Source organism: Bartonella sp. AA56HLJMS, assembly GCF_042197145.1.
Taxonomy (GTDB): Bacteria; Pseudomonadota; Alphaproteobacteria; order Rhizobiales; family Rhizobiaceae; genus Bartonella.
The window spans coordinates 13918-34788 of record NZ_JBHIRL010000006.1 but is presented as its reverse complement, the minus strand read 5'-3'; the positions used below and the strand labels follow the sequence as shown (position 1 = coordinate 34788).

Here is a 20871-nt window from a genome sequence, read left to right as displayed (position 1 = left end):
CATGTGTAAATGTTTTTTACACAAATCTCAATCTATTTGCTTAAAAGTTTTTTGCATGATAATTGCATCACCACGACCATTTTTTGACGCGTAGTAGGCAAGACGTTCAGAAATTTTTTGAAATTCAAAGCGTTGATAAAGGTTCAAAGCAGAAAGATTTGTGGCTTCTACTTCCAAGAATAATTTTATAGCGCCCTTGTCGTGAAGATGGTGAACTGTACGATCGATAAGAAAGGTACCAATTCCTTTTTGACGATAATGAGGATGAACAGCAATTGTGATGATTTCTGCTTCATCAAGGATGAGACGGCATAGGCAAAAGCCTAAAATTTGATCAGAGTGATCAATGAGAAAAGCTTTGTATCCGAAGATAGAGTGATCTGTTAAGAAATTATCAAAAGCTTGTTTTTCCCAAGAAGGGGTAAAACAATGCTGATGAATTTGATGAAGAGAAGCACTATCATTAACTTGTAGCGGAGCAATTCCAAAATTCTTTTTTGTCAATGAAAATTTGGGCATTATTTTTTTTGTGGTAAAGCAAAATTGGTTTGTTGTTTTGCATCAGCGCTGCGTAGATAGAGTGGGCGAGGTGAATTTTTTGATTGTTTGTTTGCAGCAAGATAAGCATAGTTTACAATATCGGCCGCTTCGCAGGGGATTTTTTCTAGGACAATTTTTTCGTATATTTTATGGTTTTTAATATGCTCCACAACGATATCAGCAGCTGGGCCAGTCAGTCGGGTTTTTTTGGGCAAATCTTCGAGGATATTTTCAATTGTTTTTAATCCCGGCTCTCCCAAAGGTGTGAGATCATTATGAAAATTTTGATGGTAGAACATCCCTCTCCCTGCTTCAATGACAACAGTAATTGCCGATGCTGTACTTTTATTGTTTATGACTTGTGCTGCTAACGCTTCAAGAGCACTCACTCCAACAGCAGGTATTTCAAGTGCTAATGCCAAAGCGCGCGCTGTTGCAACACCGACACGTACACCAGTAAATGATCCAGGTCCAATATTGACAGCAATATGCTCAACTTGATCAAGCGTCATATTGGCTTGTTTCATTATTTGTGTAATCTGCCCAATAAGTTTTTCAGCATGTCCTTTGTTCATGCGCTCATTGATACGCGCAATAACAGATTTATGACGAATAAGCGCAACAGCACAATAAATTGAAGCAGTATCTATAGCAAGGATAAGCATAAAAATATTTTAGTTGAATAAAATGATAAATAAAAGTCCTGCTGTATTTTTAATCTTTTCATTATCGTATATTTCATTTGTAAGAAAGTTACTAGTGCGAATAAGCAACAATATCTTTTTATGGGATAGAACGAGATGTTGATTTAATCCTTATTTTTATCACTTTTTGAATGAGTATCTTGAGTATTGTAAGATTCTCTTATTTTAAATCTACTTATGGTGAAACAATTAAAGTTATTAGCTTGTATATTACAAGCGGAGTTAGCGTATGAATCAAAACTGTTGAAGAAAAGAATAAAAACTCCTTTCACGAATCGTTTAAATGTAAGGATTGTCACAACTTTTAAGCTATCAAATAGTACGATGATGCCACTTGTATTACATAGTAAGTAAAAGTAATTTAAAAGAGTAAAAGTTATGACCCCACATTTTTTCCAAATAAGAATATATTTTATCCGTCTTTATATAAAAAACTCAGTGTAATGAGAGCAGATGAAAGAAATGGCATTGTTTTGCATGAGTTATGTATTTCGATACTACCCCGTTGCAAATCATTATGGACTGAAAAGCAAATTTGACAGTTTTCACTTAAATATCAGCTCTTTCAATTTTTTGTATAGAATAATGAGCAGTATTTTAGAACTTTTTCTGGTTTATGAAAGAACTGATTTTAATAATAAGGAGGACTTTGGGTTGATTGCATACTACGTTGAAAAAATAATAATCAATGCACATTTAAAATGTTATATGATTTAAATCATTCAATTGTATCATGATCAGGCTACAAATACCGAGAATAATTATGGAGCAGGTTGAAGCCAAAATGACGCGCCATCCTGCTTTTTTTAGTGATCGGATATCAACACCTAATCCTAGTGCAGCCATTGAGATAACAGTAAACAACTGGGCAATAAATTTGATGGAATTGATAGCCTTTTCAGGGATAAGACCACTTGAGCGAACAAGCATCATGATAATAAAGCCAATGATAAACCATGGGACGAGGGTATGTAAACGCAAGCGTGTTTGTGCTGATCGGCGATAAATGATTGATAGAGTAAAAATAACAGGGCCTAACATGAGAACCCGTACTAATTTGACAATTGTTGCAATTTGAACACTCAGAAAAGAGACAGATGCTGTTGCTGCTAAAACCTGTGGTACAGCATAAACAACCATGCCAGCAAGCACACCATATTGGCTAAATGACAAATTCAGAGATGGATGTAAAAAGGGTAAAAATAAAATAATAAGAATTCCTAAAAGAGCAGTGAAGGCAATTGACGCGGCTACATCGTCATGTTTTGCTTTTATGACAGGTGCAACGGCAACAATAGCTGAATTGCCACAAATAGCATTTCCACAAGCGACCAGCATTGCCAAATGTGTAGAAAGCCCGAAAAGTCGGCCGATGGCAAAGCTCAGGATAATCGTTACGAATATCACGAATATGATACTAGCAAGCAAATTCCAGCCAGCTGAAAGGACTGCGTTAATGCTAATGCTTGCTCCTAGAAGAACGATAGCAATTTCGAGAAGTGTTTTTGCACAAAAGGTGATACCTTTTTGAAAATATGTTGGCAAAGGAAAACAACTACGGATAATCGATCCTAAAAGAATTGCCAAAACAAGGCTTTCAAGCCATGATTGTCCAAAAAGCTGTTTTTCTACGACTTCTAAGCCATAAGCTAAGGCTGATATGAGTAAACATACTAGAATACCAGGACAAAAGTCGTTTAAAAGTGAGAGTTTTTTCTTTATCACTTGAATATTTTCCCTATACAAAGAAATAATAGTAAATAAAACGAGATAACAGGTAAGAGAAAGAATTTTTTAAAGATTTGTTCTTGCTTGTACAGCTGCTGCTAAAGTTCCATCATCAAGATAATCAAGCTCGCCTCCTACAGGAACACCATGAGCAAGTCGCGTAATTTTAACTGGAAAATTAGAAAGCTGATCGGTGATATAGTGAGCAGTTGTTTGACCTTCGACAGTCGCATTGACAGCAAGAATAATTTCCGTAATAGGGTTTTGTACAACACGCTGTATTAAGGTGGCAATGTTGAGTTCGTCAGGACCTATTCCATCTAAGGGGGAGAGTCGTCCACCCAACACATGGTAACGTGCGGCTAAAGTTTTTGCGCGTTCAAGAGCCCACAGATCAGCAATATCCTCAACAACAATGATTGTTGTATCATCGCGGCGCAAATCTGTACAAATTGAACAAGGATCAATGGTATCGACATTTCCACAAACAGAACAAATGCCGACTTTTTCTATAGCTGCTTGTATAGCTGCTCCTAAAGGCTCCAGCAATGTCTCTTTTTTTTTGATAAGATGAAGTGCAGCACGACGCGCTGAACGTGGACCAAGACCTGGTAACCGTGATAAAATCTGAATGAGACGTTCAATCTCAGGTCCTGCAATGTATTTAGACATATTTTTGTCCCACGGAAAAAATCCGTTTCATTAAAATGGAAGCTTGAAACCTGATGGGAGTGGTAGCCCTGCGGTCATACTTTTGGTTTTTTCTTCTATTGCGACTTCGATTTTTGTTCTTGCTTCATTATAAGCCGCCATAATGAGATCTTCAAGAATTTCAGCTTCCTCAGGTTTGAGTAATGAAGGATCAATTTGAATTGCTGTTATAATATTTTTGCCATTTAAAGTGATATTGACGAGACCACCCCCTGCAGTGCCCACAGCTTGCAGATTAGCTATTTCCTCCTGAATCTTCTGCATTTTTTCTTGCATTTCTTTGGCTTTTTTCATCATGCTCATCATTTCACGCATAGGAATAGGTATCCTTATTCATCATTGATATCATTTTTATTTTTAAAAATATCAGCATTTTTAAAGGTATTGGGGAGTAAATCAAGATCATTTTCTTCTTTATTGAGTCGAATATCGACAATTTTTGCTTCTGGGAAATGATTGAGGATTTTTGCGATATCAGGATCTGTTTCTGCATTGGAAAAAAGAGTCTTTTGAATCGCTATACTTTCCTCCTGTAAGGTTGGGCCACCTCCTTCATTAACAAAAGTTATTGTCCAGCGTTTTTCAGTCCATTGAGATATCTTTTTTTCTATATCATGAGCAAGAAATTGTGGGGTATTTTCAGAAAGTCTCAAGGTAATATGCCCAGCTTCAAAAGAAACAGGATGAACAAATTCTTTAACAAGGAGTTTGAAAGGAACGTCATTATGCTGTTCGGCTAATTGAACAATATCGTGCAAAGAATTAATCACGAGAGTTTTAGGTTCAGTAATCTTTTCTGTTGTTTGCGTGACAGAATGCGATAAATTTGCAATCTTTTCAGAAAGATCAGTAGATTGAGAAGTTTCTAGAATTTCTATTACTTCTTGGGCGCTGATTTTGTCATGGTTTTGATTTTTAACTAAATTTTCTGGTTGTAAGGAATGATCTAATTGGTTTTTCAAAGATGTTTTTAAATCTGATTGATCGGCTAATGTATTTGAAATGCTCGAGGAAGCATGGGCTCCGACCATTGTTTCTTTTGTTATATTATTTGCATTTGTAGATTCTTGATGAGAAGAGTTTTTAACCAGTGTGAGAGGCGTTTTTTCTTGCGTAAGCTTTTTTAAAGCCTCATCAAGAGTTGGTAAGTCAGCCGTGTGAGCAAGACGAATTAAAAGCATTTCAGCGGCTTGAAGAGGACGTGCAGTTTGATTAACTTCCTGTAAACCTTTGAGTAACATTTGCCAGTTTCGGGATAAAACAGGAACGGAAAGTTTTTTTGAAAAGTCTAAACTTCTTAAACGTTGTTCTTCAGTCAGAGAAAAATCTTCCACTATTTCTGGTGTAAAACGTAAACGTGTGACCAGATGATTAAAATCGGCTAGTTCTGTTAATATAGTAAGAGGATCAGCACCTGCTTCATACTGACTGCGTAATTCATGTAACGCATTGACAACATCGCCCTTCATGATAAATTCAAAAAGATCAATAATACGTGCTTGATCCGCTAATCCTAACATTGTACGCACCGCAATAGCATTAACATTGCCATTGCTATGGGCGATTGCTTGATCAAAAATGGATAATGCATCACGTGCAGATCCTTCTGCAGCACGGGCAATCATAGAGAGTGCTTGATCTTCTACTTCTACCTTTTCAGATTTCGCAATTTGACGCAAATGTGCACTCAAAGCTTTTGAGTCAATACGTCGTAAATCAAAACGTTGGCAACGCGAAAGAATTGTAATAGGAACTTTGCGAATTTCTGTTGTGGCAAAAATAAATTTCACATGGGAAGGTGGTTCTTCAAGAGTTTTCAATAAACCATTAAAGGCTTGTGTTGAGAGCATATGTACTTCATCTATAATATAAACCTTATAGCGTGCAGAAACAGGACGATAGCGTATTTGTTCAATAATTTCACGAATATCATCAATGCCCGTATGAGAAGCGGCATCCATTTCTATAACATCAATATGGCGTCCTTCGATAATTTGTGTGCAATGTTCACCAAGAGAGTCCAATACAGTTGTTGGTTGGTCAATATCTTTTGTTTTATAATTAAGCGCACGTGCCAAAATACGTGCTGTTGTGGTTTTACCTACGCCACGAATCCCTGTTAACATCCACGCTTGTGCAATACGACCTTTTTCAAAGGCGTTGGTAAGAGTACGCACCATAGCTTCCTGACCAATGAGGTCAGAGAAGTTTTGGGGTCGATATTTACGAGCAAGAACACGATAGGCTGTTTCTACCGGTAAATTTTCCATGAATATTTCCAACTTCGAAGTTATTTATGTGTACATTTTGATAATACAAAAGCATAGATCAATACTGTAGTCTCATATAAAAGGATTTTTTCTTAATCAAATTATTTATGGGACAATTTATTTAAAAACAACAAAATCCCTTTATTTGCTGCATACAAATGCCGCTCTGAAGATTAAAAATACCTCGCTAAAAGACAGCATAAAAAATAATTTCTTCAGCAAAATAGGAGGTTGGAACAATGACCCGTACCAGAACTCGTTGGGGCTGCTTCTTTCCAGACCTGACCCAGTTGGCGAGTAGTTCGTCCACCACCAACCTCCCGAGTTCATATTGTCGATTTGGAATGAAAAATCAAGCTCGGAAACGAAAAATATCCTAAGAACGACAAAGAATTTTCCTTTGCGTTTAATTTATTGACATATAAACAACAAAGAGATTGAGGATTTATCAGTTTTCATAGCAGGAGTTTTTCATATTTATTGGGGATGAAAATATTTTCTTCGTTTAAGATAATCTGAATGTATAATTATAATCATTCGTTCAAACTTGCCTGTAAGAATTTTAGGATAGCTCCGTCTGTTCTAAAATTACGAAGTTGAATCATTAAAATTTGCAACGGCAAAAAAGGAAAATAAAGCATATAGATCGTGCAATGAATTATAATGAGAAATTTAGAGGAAGAATATTGTTTATGAAAATTATAAAATATTGATTCAATGACGTCTCCCCCTTCATACAAAACAGAACACTCTAAACACAATACACTTAAGTTTTACATTTACATGCTTTTACACGAAATATTTTTAACTCTATTTCATCACATCACTTGTAAAGTGTATACATACTGCCGCTGGTATAAGTCCATTGTGCACTACCATCTTTATGTTTAATAAAAGTACAAGCCAGAACCCTTATATTATTTAACAACTCCCAATGTTGCGATCCCTTGCACTTGAGAGGCTTTATAAGAAGCATTTTTATTCCTTTTTTAATCGTTTTTACTCACACATCACTCCCATTTGTAACTTTCAAGGAAATGATTTTAATTGATTCAATATGAGATTTAAGATGGGAGGATCTTACTTTATTTGTGGTTGTAATTCAGTATAAAAAATCGAACTCTTATAATGATAAGTCAATATATTAAATATCTTATAAGAGAACCACCTCATTTCTATAGTGAATGAGAATATCAAATATGTAATATTTTTTCTTTTAACGTATATAAATACTGAGTAGATGTTATCGCTCTTTTTTTGCGTGCTTGTTCTTTTAATTAAAAAACATTGATGTTTATCACAAGATGGATCAATATATGAATTTTCATTATTTGAGAAAAGGTTTCATATATTTTTAAGAGACTGTACTCATGCAAGAGAAGATGCAACATTAAACGCTATAGAAATAAGGGGGTACTGATTTTATAAGCATAAAAATGGTTCTTATTCGATATAAGCGACATTTTATAGTTTCAGATAATTATATTCTTTAATAAGGAGGGAAAAGCGAGATAATTTTTATAAAAAGCTGAATGAGTATGACTTAAAGTGCAGTGAGGAATGCACTTGTAGAGCAAATTTTACTTTTCTGTTTATCTAAGTGATTTGGGTATGGTGTGCTTTATATTACTTAAAATAAAGCAGTTGCGAAGATAGGAGTTACATTCTTATTAAAAAAATAGTTCTGATAGTAGAAAATACAGAACAATTTAAGTTTAGTCTTTTAGTTTTCGCAAAAGTTCTTTAATATCTAACCTTATAAGCAGCTTAAGGTTTGTCATATTAGGATAAAATACCTCTTCAGCGATTAGTTTTAGTAGCTCATTATGCCGTATTTTGAAAAAAACACCTGAAAAAAAGAATAACTCTACTCAAATTTAGATGTTATAGAAATATTGTTAATCATAACCTCCTGTGTCACAATCTGTTCCAACAACTTTTTTGTTCGTAATATTTTTAAAAATATAATGTCCTGACCAAGGAAAACTTATATGAAGAGATTTTATATTTTTTAGGGTAAAGATTTTCTTTTCTTTATCATGGGTTATTTTCTTTTCATCATCAACAAAAATTCTCAATTTGTTTAAATCAGAAGGGGCAGAGTATGATAAAGTAAAGGATACTTTCTTCGGTTTAAAGGTATTACAAGAGTATTCAACTCCTTGCTGGAATGTATAGGATGGTGTGATCACAACACTTTCATCCCGCGCAAAATTCCATTTTTTTTCACCAAAGCCAGCAAATGCAACACTAGAGTAGGCGAGAATATTTGCGGCTAATAATCCTCGCGTGAAGACTTTTTTCATTATCCTCTCCTTTTTTCTAACGTGAGGTGAATCATAAATCAGTTTTTATAAAGATACAAGTTCAAACTTAACGCTAAAATCAGGACTAAGTTGCATTTTCTAGTTTTAAACCATGTTTAGAATGATATTAATCTAAAAGATTCGAATGCTCTATTATGTATAATAATTTGAATTGTTTTGAGAGCTAATTTAGAAGTTCGTTATCTTTATTGGAATATTGTCAGAGGAAATGACTTTTCTCAAGAGGCTCTCTTTAAATATATAAAGGGAAATAGATGGTACAAGCGTTTTTATTTTTGGTTACTGTGTTTTTTTACACTGGTTTTTATACGAGTTGAATTGCGGTTTATCATGATATAATTTGTGAGAAAATATTATGAAAATAATTTATATATTCTATTACGAGCTGTTTTTTCTTCTTCAGTGTTTATGAAGGGTGTTGAGTAGAAAAAACAAGCCCTTTCAAAATGCGTTGCATTATGAAATTTTTACGATGCTTTTTGATATCAACAAAAAATGATAGCAGCTTAATTGCTTTTATATATACGATGTTCGATCGTTTTGTGCTGGATAAGTACCGATAATACGCAGTTCTGCAGAAAAGAAAGATAATTCTTCTAAGGCAAGTTTCATCATCGGGTCTTCAGGATGTCCTTCAATATCAACAAAGAATTGTGTTGCATTGAAATTTCCACCAATTTGATAGCTTTCTAATTTTGTCATATTGATACCATTCGTTGCAAATCCTCCCATAGCTTTATAGAGAGCTGCGGGGACATTGCGCACTCGAAAAAGAAGACTGGTGATGATTTTTTCGCCATTTTGAGGTTTGGGGACATGCCGTTTGGAGCGTGAAAGGATGACAAAACGGGTAATATTATGAGGGTTATCTTCAACATCTCTTTCAAGAATATCAAGTCCATAGAGTTCTGCTGCAATTAAAGGTGCTAAGGCAGCCTGTGAACGTTTAGCATTTTTTTTAATAAATTTTGCAGCTCCAGCGGTGTCAGCAGAAACAACAGGTTTCCAATCGTTGTTTCGTATGATTTTTCGGCATTGTGCAAGGGCATGCGTATGGCTGTGGACGGTTTTAATTTCGTCATGTGTAACGCCGGGCAAAACCATGAGTTGAAAATGGATAGGTAAAAAATATTCATCAATAATATAAAGAGATGACTGCGGTAAAAGATGATGAATGTCTGCAACGCGCCCTGCAAGAGTATTTTCAATAGGGATCATAGCAAGATCAGCTTTCCCGCTTTCCACTAAATTAAGAGCGTCTTCGAAAGTAGCAGAGGGAACAGCATCCATATTGGGGAACATATTGGAGCAAGCAATATGGGAATTAGCGCCGTATTCTCCTTGGAAAGAAATTTTATTGGTTTTTTTAAGTATTTTCATGCTAAAATCTCACAAACTCTATCGAGATCATGTTGTGTGTCTACACCTAAGGGAATTGTATCGACTATTTCCACATCAATACGCATATTGTTTTCTAATGCACGTAATTGTTCAAGTTTTTCACGTTTCTCAAGTGGTGAGGGTTTGAATGATACAAATTTTTCAAGTGCTTCGCGCCTATAGGCGTATATTCCAATATGGTGATAAAGAGGACCATCTCCATAAGGTGCTGTGGCGCGAGTAAAATAAAGAGCACGAAGGCGATTTTGAGAAAGCGGTGTCCCAATGATCTTGACAACATTGGGATCTCTTGTTTCATTTTCTTCAATGATTTGAGCACCCAAGGTTGCAATATCAGTAAAGCTATTTTCTAAAGGGCGTAGTGCACGAATGATTTCACGAGGCATGATTGTTGGTAGGTCACCTTGTATATTTAAAATGGCGTTGTAGCGTTGTTCAGGATCAATGCGTACTAAAGCTTCATAAATACGATCAGATCCAGACTTATGATCACCTCGTGTTATGATATATTCATGCCCATAATCTGCAACAGCTTTAGCGATATCATTATGATCTGTTGCAACGATGGTTCGACCTAATGCGGCTTTTTTTGCTTGTTCTGCGACATGAACAATCATCGGCTTTCCAGCGATTTCAGCGAGAGCTTTTTGAGGAAGACGGGTTGAGCCCATACGGGCAGGAATAAGAATAATTGTTTCAAGAGCCATTGTAAGATTCCCAATGTCATCTGTGATGCATTTATGATGTTGTGTGTTATAAAGAAGATGTTGTGTGTTATAAAGAAAAAGCTTAAACTAAAAATGGTAATAAAATCGTGAACATTTGAGTTTTTATGAATCGCTCGAGATTTATTTATTTTATTTGTGCTTGTTTATGTGTGCTGGTCGCTATTGTGGGGATTTTCACACTCAGCAATATAGTTTACGATCATCCTACATCAGTCCAATATCATCATACAGTTGCCAAGAATGATATATTCCAAGAAAAACAAAAAGCACCTGATGTTTCCCTATCACTAAATAGCCGCCTTCAACAAGGCAATTTTGAAAATGGCCGTAAAATTTTTCGCCAATGTGCCATATGCCACACATCTGGACGCAATGAAGCAGGGCGTGTTGGTCCAGTTCTCTGGGAGATTGTTAACCGCCCTTTGGCATCAGCAGCAGGTTTTGCTTATTCACGGGCATTACGTGCTCATTCTGATCAAAAATGGGATTTTGTAACGTTAGATCGTTATTTACATTCTCCACGTGAAGCTTTTCCTGGGACCATTATGTCTTTTCGTGGAATTAAAAATGACCAAGATCGTGCCGATCTTTTGCTTTATTTACGCAGTTTATCCGATCATCCTGTTCCTTTACCAATGGATAATAATAAAGCGAACGAGCCAAATTAACTTATACCATAGATGTTAATTTGAGAAAGAAGTCTGATTTTTTTGTAATTTTAGTTTCACAGTTTTATAAAAAGAGCTCTTATTGATGTTTTGTTAGGGGGGAACGCCCCTCACGCAAAACAGAACATATTTAACATTGCATATTTACTCGCTTATTTTAAAGAGATCTTTTATAAAAATGCACTCTTTACGCTGTCGTCTGTGGATTGGTTTTCAAGATTTGTGTGCTTCACTTTTTCTACATATACTTGTCTGTGAAATTATTGCTGAAGGATTATCAATTCATGAGCCGCTGCTTTCTGCTTCTGAATGCAATAATTATGTAATTAAAGCTCTCCATGAGGTTTATCTCAATCCTTCTATACACAAATCCCCATGTACTTTTACATCAATTCCCATGTATTTTTCTTATGAACAGAGACAATTGATTGTTCTTATACGTGCAATAATCCTAAGCTGCATTTTATGATGCTCGATGAATAGACGTTTTCTCTTGAGGTTAGAGATGTACGGACAGATCATTGACCTTTTATAGTATCGATCACTAAAATGTGACTTAGATTATTTATTTATAGGTTATGGTTTGAAGTAAGCACTTTCATGTGAAACAATTTTTATGTGTGACTAGTAAAATAGTTGAATAGAGTTCTGCTGATTGTATTTTTATCTACGTCGAAAATTTTTTACACAAGAATATTGATAGCAGCTATGTTCCCAAGAGTCTCTGTCCATTTATAGACGATGACATGAAATTATGCTGATAATCCATTATAGAGAATTATTTTTTCACAAAAGGTTTTCCATATTTGTGATAAATTTAATAGGTTTCATTGGTTACAATGTTTCGATGACTTGCGATAAAATATTAGTATTTCAATATATATTACGAGAGTGCTAAAAATTAGTGGAAGAGAGAACATAATCATGATTCTCCAAGATTCTTAAGAGCTACGGCATTTTCTTTATAATTTGAGCGTTTGTAAGTAATAATATTAAATTGCGCTAATAATCCATTATAGAGAAGAATTTTTCCTACTAATGGCTCTCCGATGTTTGTGATCATTTTAATAACTTCCATTGCTTGTAGGGTTCCAATAACGCCAGGTAAAACACCGATGATTCCAGTTTCAGTGCATGTTGGAATAGTATCGGGAGCAGGAGGCGTGGGAAATAAATCGCGATAGTGAGGATTATTGTCTTTATATGGCATAAGGACGGTTAATGAGCCATTAAAACGTTCTACAGCACCACTTATTAAAGGTTTTTTACATTGGGCAGCGTGATCAGCGAGAAGATAGCGTGTGGTAAAATTATCACTTCCATCAACAATGATGTGGTAAGCATTGAGCAGTTTATCCACATTACTGTTATCTAAGCGTAGGGTGTGTTTTTCAACTACAACATGGGGATTTATTGCTTTTATAGTGGTTTCAGCACTGTCTGTTTTGCTTTTGTTCATTGCACTTGTTTTATGAATAACTTGGCGTTGTAAATTGGAAAGTGAAACAATGTCATTATCGATAATTCCAAGGGTTCCAACACCTGCGGCAGCCAAATAGGTTAAGACAGGAGCACCGAGACCACCAGCGCCCACAACAAGGACACGTGCTTTTTTTAGCTTTTGTTGCCCTGCACCACCAATCTCAGGCAAAATGATGTGGCGTGCATAGCGTTCGATTTCTTCGTTGCTTAATTTTGTATCTGTTTCTTGTGTCATAAATTTTCTCTTGTCATAGTTCTTTTATTGTTTACTAAGTTTATGATGCATAGACCAGTCTGCTTTTAGGATAGGGAGGATTTATTTATGAAAATTGCCATTCAGATGGATCATATTTCAACAGTTCGGATTCAAGGAGATACGACATTTGCACTCGCTTTAGCAGCCCAAGAACGTGGACACTCTCTCTTCCATTATACACCAGATCGTTTATCTCTATACGATGGTTGTGTGATTGCACGACTAGAGCCATTGATTGTACATGATAAAGAGGGAAGCCACTATCGATTAGAAAAGCCTGCTCGTACGGAATTAACAGATATGGATGTGGTTCTTTTACGCCAAGATCCACCTTTTAATCTCAATTATATCACAACAACTCATTTGTTAGAGCGTATTCATCCTAAAACACTCGTTGTGAATGATCCGGCATGGGTACGCAACAGTCCAGAAAAAATTTTTGTTACTGAATTTTCTGATCTGATGCCAGAAACATTAATTACCAAAGATATTGAAGAAATAACAGCTTTTAGAGAGACATTTGGCGATATTATTGTTAAACCACTTTATGGAAATGGGGGTGCTGGTATTTTTTATTTAAAACAAGATGATCGCAATTTAGCATCATTGTTAGAAATGTTTGCAGAAATTTATCACGAACCTTTTATTGTTCAGCGCTATTTAGAGGCAGTACGAAAAGGAGATAAAAGGATTATTTTGCTTGATGGTACACCTGTTGGAGCTATTAATCGAATTCCGACAGAAACAGATGTGCGCTCTAATATGCATGTTGGAGGTCGCGCGGAAAATGTGGAATTAACAAAACGTGATTATGAAATTTGTGAACGCATTGGTCCAGCCTTAAAGGAACGCGGTCTTCTTTTGGTGGGGATTGATGTGATTGGAGATTATATAACAGAAATTAATGTGACGTCTCCTACGGGAATTCGTGAAATTAAACGCTTCTGCGGTACAGATGTTGCTCATTTGTTTTGGGATGTTATTGAGTTCAAGCGTTCAAATGAATTTATTTGACAGAGGACAAAAACATGGTTTTAAAAAAATGATCCATGTTGTTTTTTATATTTGTTATGTTGCAAATGTGAACTAGAATGACCGTATAATATAAATTAAGAGGCTTTGTTTTCAATTTTTAGGGAGTTTATAGATGAACAAAGTATTATCAATTGGAGTGGGATTGATTTTTGCGCTACTGCTGTCAGCAAATGGAGGCAATGCGCGCGATCAAATACAGATTACTGGTTCATCTACAGTTTTACCTTATCAAAAGATTGTTGCTGAAACATTTGGAGAAATTTATCCCCATTTTAAGGTTCCTGTTATCGAATCGGGAGGAACAGGAGCTGGTATTAAGGAATTCTGCCGTGGTATTGGGGAGAACACTGTTGATATTGTTAATGCTTCGCGAGCAATGAAACCGAGTGAATTACAGTCTTGTTTTGATGCTGGTGTAAAAGATGTTGAGGAAATACGTATTGGGTATGATGGCATTGTTTTTGCAACTGATATTAAGGGACCTGATTGGAAATTACAGCCAGTAGATGTTTATAAAGCCCTTGCTGCTCGAATTATTATAGACGGAAAGTTGCAACCGAATAATGTTTTGAAATGGAGTGCAGTCAATAGTGCTCTTCCTGATTGGACGATAGCAGCGTATATTCCTGGGGAGAAGCATGGGACACGTGAAGTTTTTGAGGAAAAATTACTTACTAAGGGGTGTAAAGAGAGTGGGGCAGTTGAAGTGATGAAGTCTTTAGGAATGGATGATAAGGAGATACACACTGCTTGTATTGCGGTACGTAAGGATGGAAAAGCGGTTGATATTGATGGTGATTATTCTGAAACATTTGCGCGTCTAACTTCTAATAAAACAGGGGTTGGTATTTTTGGTTTGTCTTTTTATCAAAATAATGCTGATAAACTAAAGGTTGCCGATATTAACGGTTTTGCGCCAACAGTTGAGACGATTTCTAGTGGACAATATCCGGTTTCTCGTCCGCTTTTTTTCTATATTAAGAAAGCACATTTAGGTATTATTTCAGGTTTGCGAGAGTATGTTGATTTTTTTCTTTCTGATCAAATGATTGGTCCAGAGGGTCCTTTGGCTGAATATGGTTTGATTGTTTCTCCTGAAAAGGAACGTCAAGCACAGCGTTCTGATTTTTCTGCTGGTCGAGTAATGACATTGAAATAATTTGCAGGGAAAATTTGTTGGATTTCTGAGATAGGAAATTTGGGTGCTATTTTTTTATAAAAACTGAAAGATAAAATGCGCATTTCCTTCATTGTTTTGCTATTATTGATTTTTGGATTTTGTGGCTTTTGTATTTCTTATATGCGAGCACGCATTCTTGAATACAGACAACATAAAATGCATTCTCGTGCGTATTATTATGGCTGGTGGACATTTTTGATTACTGTTATTCCAGCTTTTATTTTTTTAATTGTTTGGGATGCTGGGAGTACAATTTATTTAGAATATAATGCCTCTCGAGAGCTGGGGGCGTATAGTGCGCATGTAACAGAGCCTGTAAATCACGATCTACTTTGGGAGACACTTCGAAGTCTCGTCAAAAAGATTCATCGCTTTGAGGGGAATCTTTCTACCGCTTCCTATAAGGAAGTGCAGGCACAATTACTCGCGAAGGGATTGATTTTATCCGATGAAGCATCGGAAGATGTGTTCAAAATAGCACAGTCGTGGGTATTCTCTTCTGAAAAGCTTAAGTTTATAGGTTATGTTTTTCTTTTTGCTATTGCGTCCTTTGGTTTTATCTGTGGAATGATGCAAATTGCGCCTCATCAACGTGCCCGTAATAAGGTTGAATCTTTTATTATTATTGGATTGATTTGTGCATCTATTGTTGCAGTCTTGACAACAATAGCCATTGCGCTTTCTATGCTTTTTCAGACAGTAAGCTTTTTTCAGTCTGTATCCTTTTCAAATTTCTTTTTAGGAACAGTTTGGGATCCGCGTTTTTCCGCGAGCGGTTCCAGCGATGAAGTAGGACAATTTGGTTTAATACCGCTTCTTGCTGGTACGCTTTATATTGCAGTTGTTGCCATGCTTTTTGCTGTACCTATAGGACTATTTTCAGCTCTTTATATGGCTGAGTATGCTTCTACGCGATTGCGAGCAATTGTGAAGCCATTGTTAGAAGTTCTTGCTGGCATCCCAACCATTGTTTATGGTTTTTTTGCTTTGAAGGTTGTGGGACCATTTTTACGAGATCTTTCTGTTTCTCTCTCAGATGGGGTTGGTTTTATTATGGCACAAAGTGTTTTGACCGCTGGAGTTGTGATGGGAATTATGTTGATACCTTTTGTTTCCTCTTTATCGGATGATGTTATTACGGCTGTTCCACGCATTTTACGTGAAGGTTCTTATGGTTTAGGCGCAACGCAATCTGAAACAATTAAAAAAGTTGTTATACCAGCAGCGCTTCCAGGGATTATGGGGGCCATTTTGTTGACGGCATCGCGTGCAATTGGAGAAACAATGATTGTGGTTTTGGCGGCAGGTGTTGCAGCAAACTTAACACTCAATCCTTTCGAAGCAATGACTACGATGACTGTTAAGATTGTTAATCAATTGACCGGTGATTTTGAGTTTAATTCTCCACAAACTCTGGTGGCTTTTGCCTTAGGGATGACGCTCTTTGTTATGACACTTTTGATGAATATTCTGGCTCTTTATATTGTGCGTAAATATCGGGAACAATATGAATGAATGAAGATTTTTTTCCTCGTCGCAATATTAGTCTCAAGCGTCGGTATTGGGCTGAACGTCGTTTTCGTGCCTATGGTTTGATTGCCATTTTTATTGGTTTATTTTTTTTATTTACGCTTTTATGGTCTATCATTAGTCAGGGTTATACAGCTTTTTTTCAAAGTGAAATGACATTATCGATTTATTTGGATGAAAAGATCATTGATCCAAGTGGTCAACGTAAAACAAAACCACAAGTGCTCATGACGGCGAATTATCCACTTCTTGTACGCAATGCTTTAGCGAAGAAACTTAATATCAATCAAAATGATCGAGCCTCTCTTTTGGACGTTAACCGGATGTTTTCAAATGGTGTCCGTGTTCAACTGCGTGAAATGGTGACAAAAAATCCAAAACTGATTGGCACAATGCAAAAAGTTAAAGTTTTGGCATCTGCGGATATTGATTCTGCTTATAAGGGACAGATTGATCTGCGTGTAGCAGAAAAAAACCGTAAAGTTTCTAATCGACAAATAGAATGGATAAAGCGTTTAGCGCATGATGGTACGCTTTATAAAACATTTAATATTGGTTTTTTTACATTTGGCGCTTCAAGTCGTCCTGAGACTGCGGGATTAGGTGTTGCGATCATTGGTTCTCTTTATATGATAGGCATCGTTTTATTAGTTTCCCTTCCGATAGGCATAGCAACGGCTCTTTATTTAGAAGAATATGCACGCAAAAATAAATTTACAGATTTTATAGAGGTTAATATCAATAATCTTGCAGCTGTTCCTTCAATTGTGTTTGGTCTTTTAGGACTCTCTTTTTTTGTTAATTTTTTAGGATTACCACGTTCAGCCTCTTTTGTTGGTGGTCTTGTTTTAGCGCTCATGACTCTTCCCACGATCATTATTGCAACACGTTCTGCTCTGCGTGCTGTTCCTCTCTCTATTCGTTCTGCAGCTTTGGGGTTGGGAGCATCAAAAACACAAATGATTTTTCATCATGTTGTTCCTTTAGCTGCGCCTGGCATTTTAACAGGCACAATTATTGGAGTCGCTCAGGCTTTGGGTGAAACAGCTCCTTTGCTTTTGATTGGAATGGTTGCTTTTGTTGTTAATATTCCTACGACCCCCATGGATCCAGCAACGGCTTTGCCTGTTCAAATTTTTATGTGGGCGGGTGAAGCAGAGCGTGCTTTTGTTGAAAAGACATCAGGTGCTATTATTGTATTGATGATTTTTCTTGCGATCATGAATATTTCTGCGGTTTTTTTACGTCGACGATTTGAACGCCGCCAGTAATTTTAATAAAACAACAGCTTTGATAAGATTTTTGTAAGGTGAATTTTTGTAATGAAGATTAAAATGCGCGGTCAGGATGTGAAGGTTTCTTACGGAGATAAAGAAGCACTCCACGGTATTACACTTGATATTCCTGAACATCAAGTAACTGCTTTGATTGGTCCATCAGGATGCGGAAAGTCAACTTTTTTGCGTTGTTTTAACCGTATGAATGATACAATTGAAGGCGCTAAAACAACTGGTCTTATTACCTTAGATGGGGAGAATATTTATGACACACGGATTGATGTTGTGGAATTGCGCGCTCGTGTTGGAATGGTTTTTCAAAAGCCCAGCCCTTTTCCAAAATCTATATTTGAGAATGTTGCGTATGGTCCACGCATTCATGGTTTAGTTAAAACACGCTCTGAATTGCATGATGTCGTTGAAAAGAGTTTGAGGCAGGCAGGTTTGTTTGAAGAAGTAAAAGACCGCCTTCATGATCTTGGAACAAGTTTATCAGGGGGACAACAACAGCGTTTGTGTATTGCACGTGCTATTGCGGTTAGTCCTGAAGTTATTTTGATGGATGAGCCCTGTTCAGCTCTTGATCCCATTGCAACAGCACGGATTGAAGAGCTTATCGATGCGTTACGGCAAAATTATACAATTGTTATCGTAACGCATTCCATGCAACAGGCCGCACGTGTTTCTCAATATACGGCTATGTTTCATTTAGGGCATTTGGTAGAAGTTGGTGCGACTGAAATGATCTTTACCTCACCAAAAGAGCAACGGACACAAGATTATATTACGGGGCGTTTTGGATAGGTGAATTGAGGAGTGTAAGATATGTCTATGAAACATACTGTCCGTTCTTATGATGCAGAACTAAAATATTTAAGAGTAAGGATTACAGAAATGGGGAGCCATGCAGAAAGGATGATTGAACGTTCTGTCGCATCGGTTGTGAGTAGTGATCTTCAACTTGCAACGACAGTGATTGCCGATGATGTGTTTTTAGATGAAGCAGAACGTGACATTGATGAAAAAGCGGTTGCTATTATTTGCAAACGCCAACCGATGGCTGTCGATTTGCGTGAAATTATTGGAGCCATTCGTATTTCTTCTGATCTTGAACGGATTGGGGATATGGCAAAAAACATTGCTAAAAGGACTGTTGCACTTTCAGAAATACGTCAATCTGCTTCTGTTTATCATGGGCTTGAAACAATTACAGCTTTAGCACTCAATCAATTAAAAGAAGTCTTAAATGCTTATACGAGTCGCCTATTAGAGCGTGTTGACGCGGTGCGTGAGCGTGATGAGAAGATTGATGCTTTGTATACTTCTCTTTTTCGTGAACTTTTGACGTATATGATGGAAGATATGCGCAATATTACGGTTTGTACGCACTTACTGTTTTGTTTAAAGAATATTGAACGAATTGGTGATCATGTTACTAATATTGCTGAAATGCTGCATTATATCATAACGGGTTACCATATGTCCTCTGATCGTCCTCGCGATGACCTTACTTATAAAGTTGGGGTAGGTGAGAAGAAAATAGATTAAAATTTTTCTTATATGTATAAAATAAGTTTGTAGATATATGAGTATTTTCTTACAGTGCAGCTATAGAAAGAATAAGATAACCATCTTATGGAAAAGCACAAAGAAGCAACAAAGAGTTTTTTCAGAGAAGCATGGCAGATTGTTAACTCTTGGTTTGACATATTTGTATATTGGATGATATCATCACTCGTATTGTGGCAGGAGGGGAGTTTTCTAGGGGAATTTCCTTTCAGATCATTTTGTTAAAATTTTATATTAAAGGGGATATCTGTATTATTTTTTCGTATGTAGAAGAAGTGGATAGTGTTACTTTATTGTAATTGAAATGTGTGGGTTATTATAGCCTATATTGAACCATGAAGAATAACAATATCGATCTGTAAATTAAGAGTTTTTTATTTTTTATTTTGCATAGATACTTTTTGATTACCTCTTGTATTAAAATTTTACTGAGTGGTAACAATTAGCTATGTACTTTATTGAGAGATACATTTAAAGCTCATTTCAAGACTTGAATATCTCAGAGATTATAGGAATGTGTTGCATAAGATGAAAAAAAATCGTTGGAATGTTTTTGTTACCTGTTGTGTAGCGCCGTTAGTTGTTGTGGGATGTGCTTCAAGTCATTTAGATGCTGGAAAAATAAATAATAATAAGACAAAAATGGTTACATATCCATTGACAGAGCGTCAATGTCTTATGCGAGCGATGTATTTTGAATCAAATCGCACAAGCCGTGAAGGAATGATTGCCGTTGGAACGGTTGTTATGAATCGTGTTAATTCAACCGCTTATCCTAAGACGATTTGTGGTGTTGTTGGTCAATATAGGCAGTTTGCTCCTGGTGTTTTAACGCGTCCTATGACGGAGAAAGCATCTGTTGCTCGTGTAAGAGAGGCGGCTGATGCCGTTTTACGAGGTGAACGAGATAAGAAAGTTAAACACGCTAAGTTTTTTCATACCGCTGGTTTGTCTTTTCCGTATAAAAACATGCATTATGTTCAGGTTGCAGGGGGAAATGCTTTTTATGAAAAACGATCACGTGATGGAGAACTTCAAGTTCCTACAAATAATCGCCCTTATGATGTTGCTTATGCTTTTGCTCAAGAACGTTCTGGTCATGCGCCAAGCTTTATAGATGAAGGCTTAGAGAGTAGGGGCGTAAAGGCAGAGAAAAGTACATCTCCTTCGACAGAAGTAGCACAGTCCAAGATGGCACATCCTGCGCCTTTTGCTATGGTACAGCTTGATAAAGTTCCTATCCCTGCCTATGCACCTCAACATCTAGCTAGGAAAGAGGAAAATAAAACGATTATGGCTTTACCTTCATCTGATCAGTTAAATGCAATTGTTGCAATGTTAGAAAAACGACACAGGAACTAGTAAGTTTTTCATGACCAAAGAAGGATTATATACCCATTGCGGTTTATGAATTAAGTGAATTTTAGCGATAATGATACGCATAAATATACGTAGAGAAAGCGAA

The 20871-nt window shown here is 36.4% G+C and carries 18 protein-coding genes and 1 other RNA gene; 8 read left to right on the top strand and 11 right to left on the bottom strand.

What is annotated here, in order from left to right; all coding sequences use genetic code 11:
- Positions 1-27 precede the first annotated feature (27 nt).
- The 10 genes from rimI to ACFINI_RS04475 form a co-directional block, all read right to left on the bottom strand.
- Positions 28-519 carry a ribosomal protein S18-alanine N-acetyltransferase gene (gene rimI, locus ACFINI_RS04520; protein ID WP_375611805.1) on the bottom strand — a complete coding sequence of 164 codons (492 nt, stop codon included), beginning with the start codon at positions 517-519 and terminating at the stop codon, positions 28-30.
- Positions 519-1205, bottom strand: a complete 687-nt coding sequence (gene tsaB, locus ACFINI_RS04515) for a tRNA (adenosine(37)-N6)-threonylcarbamoyltransferase complex dimerization subunit type 1 TsaB (RefSeq protein WP_375611804.1) — start codon at positions 1203-1205, stop codon at positions 519-521. Before tsaB ends, rimI begins: the two co-directional genes overlap by 1 nt.
- 735 nt (positions 1206-1940) lie before the next feature.
- Entirely contained in the window at positions 1941-2969 is a 1029-nt protein-coding gene (locus ACFINI_RS04510) for a YeiH family protein (RefSeq protein WP_375611803.1), read from the bottom strand.
- Positions 2970-3038: 69 nt separating this feature from the next.
- Entirely contained in the window at positions 3039-3644 is a 606-nt protein-coding gene (recR, locus tag ACFINI_RS04505; RefSeq protein WP_273790577.1) for a recombination mediator RecR, read from the bottom strand.
- 30 nt (positions 3645-3674) lie between these two features.
- Positions 3675-3998: a YbaB/EbfC family nucleoid-associated protein gene (locus ACFINI_RS04500; RefSeq protein ID WP_375606797.1), complete on the bottom strand. Its 324-nt coding sequence runs from the start codon at positions 3996-3998 to the stop codon at positions 3675-3677.
- Positions 3999-4012: 14 nt separating this feature from the next.
- On the bottom strand, positions 4013-5953 hold the full coding sequence (locus tag ACFINI_RS04495) for a DNA polymerase III subunit gamma/tau (protein ID WP_375646294.1): 1941 nt from the start codon (positions 5951-5953) through the stop codon (positions 4013-4015).
- 223 nt (positions 5954-6176) lie between these two features.
- Positions 6177-6274: signal recognition particle sRNA small type (gene ffs, locus ACFINI_RS04490), an RNA gene on the bottom strand.
- 1577 nt (positions 6275-7851) lie between these two features.
- A complete protein-coding gene (locus tag ACFINI_RS04485; protein ID WP_375621204.1) occupies positions 7852-8259 on the bottom strand; it encodes a hypothetical protein in 408 nt (135 codons plus the stop codon).
- A 537-nt stretch (positions 8260-8796) separates the two neighbouring features.
- Positions 8797-9660, bottom strand: coding sequence for a prephenate dehydratase (locus ACFINI_RS04480; RefSeq protein WP_375646290.1), 864 nt, complete (start codon positions 9658-9660; stop codon positions 8797-8799).
- A complete protein-coding gene (locus ACFINI_RS04475; protein WP_375646286.1) occupies positions 9657-10388 on the bottom strand; it encodes a 3-deoxy-manno-octulosonate cytidylyltransferase in 732 nt (243 codons plus the stop codon). The genes ACFINI_RS04480 and ACFINI_RS04475 overlap by 4 nt, the downstream gene beginning before the upstream one ends.
- Before the next feature lie 125 nt (positions 10389-10513).
- Here ACFINI_RS04475 and ACFINI_RS04470 point away from each other — a divergent pair, with 125 nt between their 5' ends.
- A complete protein-coding gene (locus ACFINI_RS04470) occupies positions 10514-11077 on the top strand; it encodes a c-type cytochrome (protein ID WP_375646283.1) in 564 nt (187 codons plus the stop codon).
- Positions 11078-11999: 922 nt separating this feature from the next.
- On the opposite strand, the gene ACFINI_RS04465 is transcribed toward ACFINI_RS04470, so the two are convergent.
- On the bottom strand, positions 12000-12794 hold the full coding sequence (locus tag ACFINI_RS04465; protein ID WP_375646279.1) for a molybdopterin-synthase adenylyltransferase MoeB: 795 nt from the start codon (positions 12792-12794) through the stop codon (positions 12000-12002).
- An 87-nt stretch (positions 12795-12881) separates the two neighbouring features.
- On the opposite strand from ACFINI_RS04465, the gene gshB reads away from it, so the two are divergent.
- The 7 genes from gshB (at position 12882) to ACFINI_RS04430 (ending at position 20768) form a co-directional block, all read left to right on the top strand.
- Positions 12882-13829, top strand: coding sequence for a glutathione synthase (gene gshB / locus ACFINI_RS04460; RefSeq protein WP_375646276.1), 948 nt, complete (start codon positions 12882-12884; stop codon positions 13827-13829).
- 133 nt (positions 13830-13962) lie between these two features.
- Positions 13963-15009, top strand: a complete 1047-nt coding sequence (locus ACFINI_RS04455; protein ID WP_375613323.1) for a substrate-binding domain-containing protein — start codon at positions 13963-13965, stop codon at positions 15007-15009.
- 75 nt (positions 15010-15084) lie between these two features.
- On the top strand, positions 15085-16545 hold the full coding sequence (gene pstC, locus ACFINI_RS04450; RefSeq protein WP_375646273.1) for a phosphate ABC transporter permease subunit PstC: 1461 nt from the start codon (positions 15085-15087) through the stop codon (positions 16543-16545).
- Positions 16542-17831 (top strand): phosphate ABC transporter permease PstA, encoded by a 1290-nt coding sequence (gene pstA / locus ACFINI_RS04445; RefSeq protein ID WP_375611793.1) that lies wholly within the window; start codon positions 16542-16544, stop codon positions 17829-17831. The genes pstC and pstA overlap by 4 nt, the downstream gene beginning before the upstream one ends.
- Before the next feature lie 51 nt (positions 17832-17882).
- Positions 17883-18641, top strand: a complete 759-nt coding sequence (gene pstB / locus ACFINI_RS04440; protein ID WP_375611792.1) for a phosphate ABC transporter ATP-binding protein PstB — start codon at positions 17883-17885, stop codon at positions 18639-18641.
- A 21-nt stretch (positions 18642-18662) separates the two neighbouring features.
- A complete protein-coding gene (gene phoU / locus ACFINI_RS04435) occupies positions 18663-19385 on the top strand; it encodes a phosphate signaling complex protein PhoU (RefSeq protein ID WP_375611791.1) in 723 nt (240 codons plus the stop codon).
- 549 nt (positions 19386-19934) lie between these two features.
- On the top strand, positions 19935-20768 hold the full coding sequence (locus ACFINI_RS04430; RefSeq protein WP_375621211.1) for a cell wall hydrolase: 834 nt from the start codon (positions 19935-19937) through the stop codon (positions 20766-20768).
- The last annotated feature ends 103 nt before the right edge of the window (positions 20769-20871 follow it).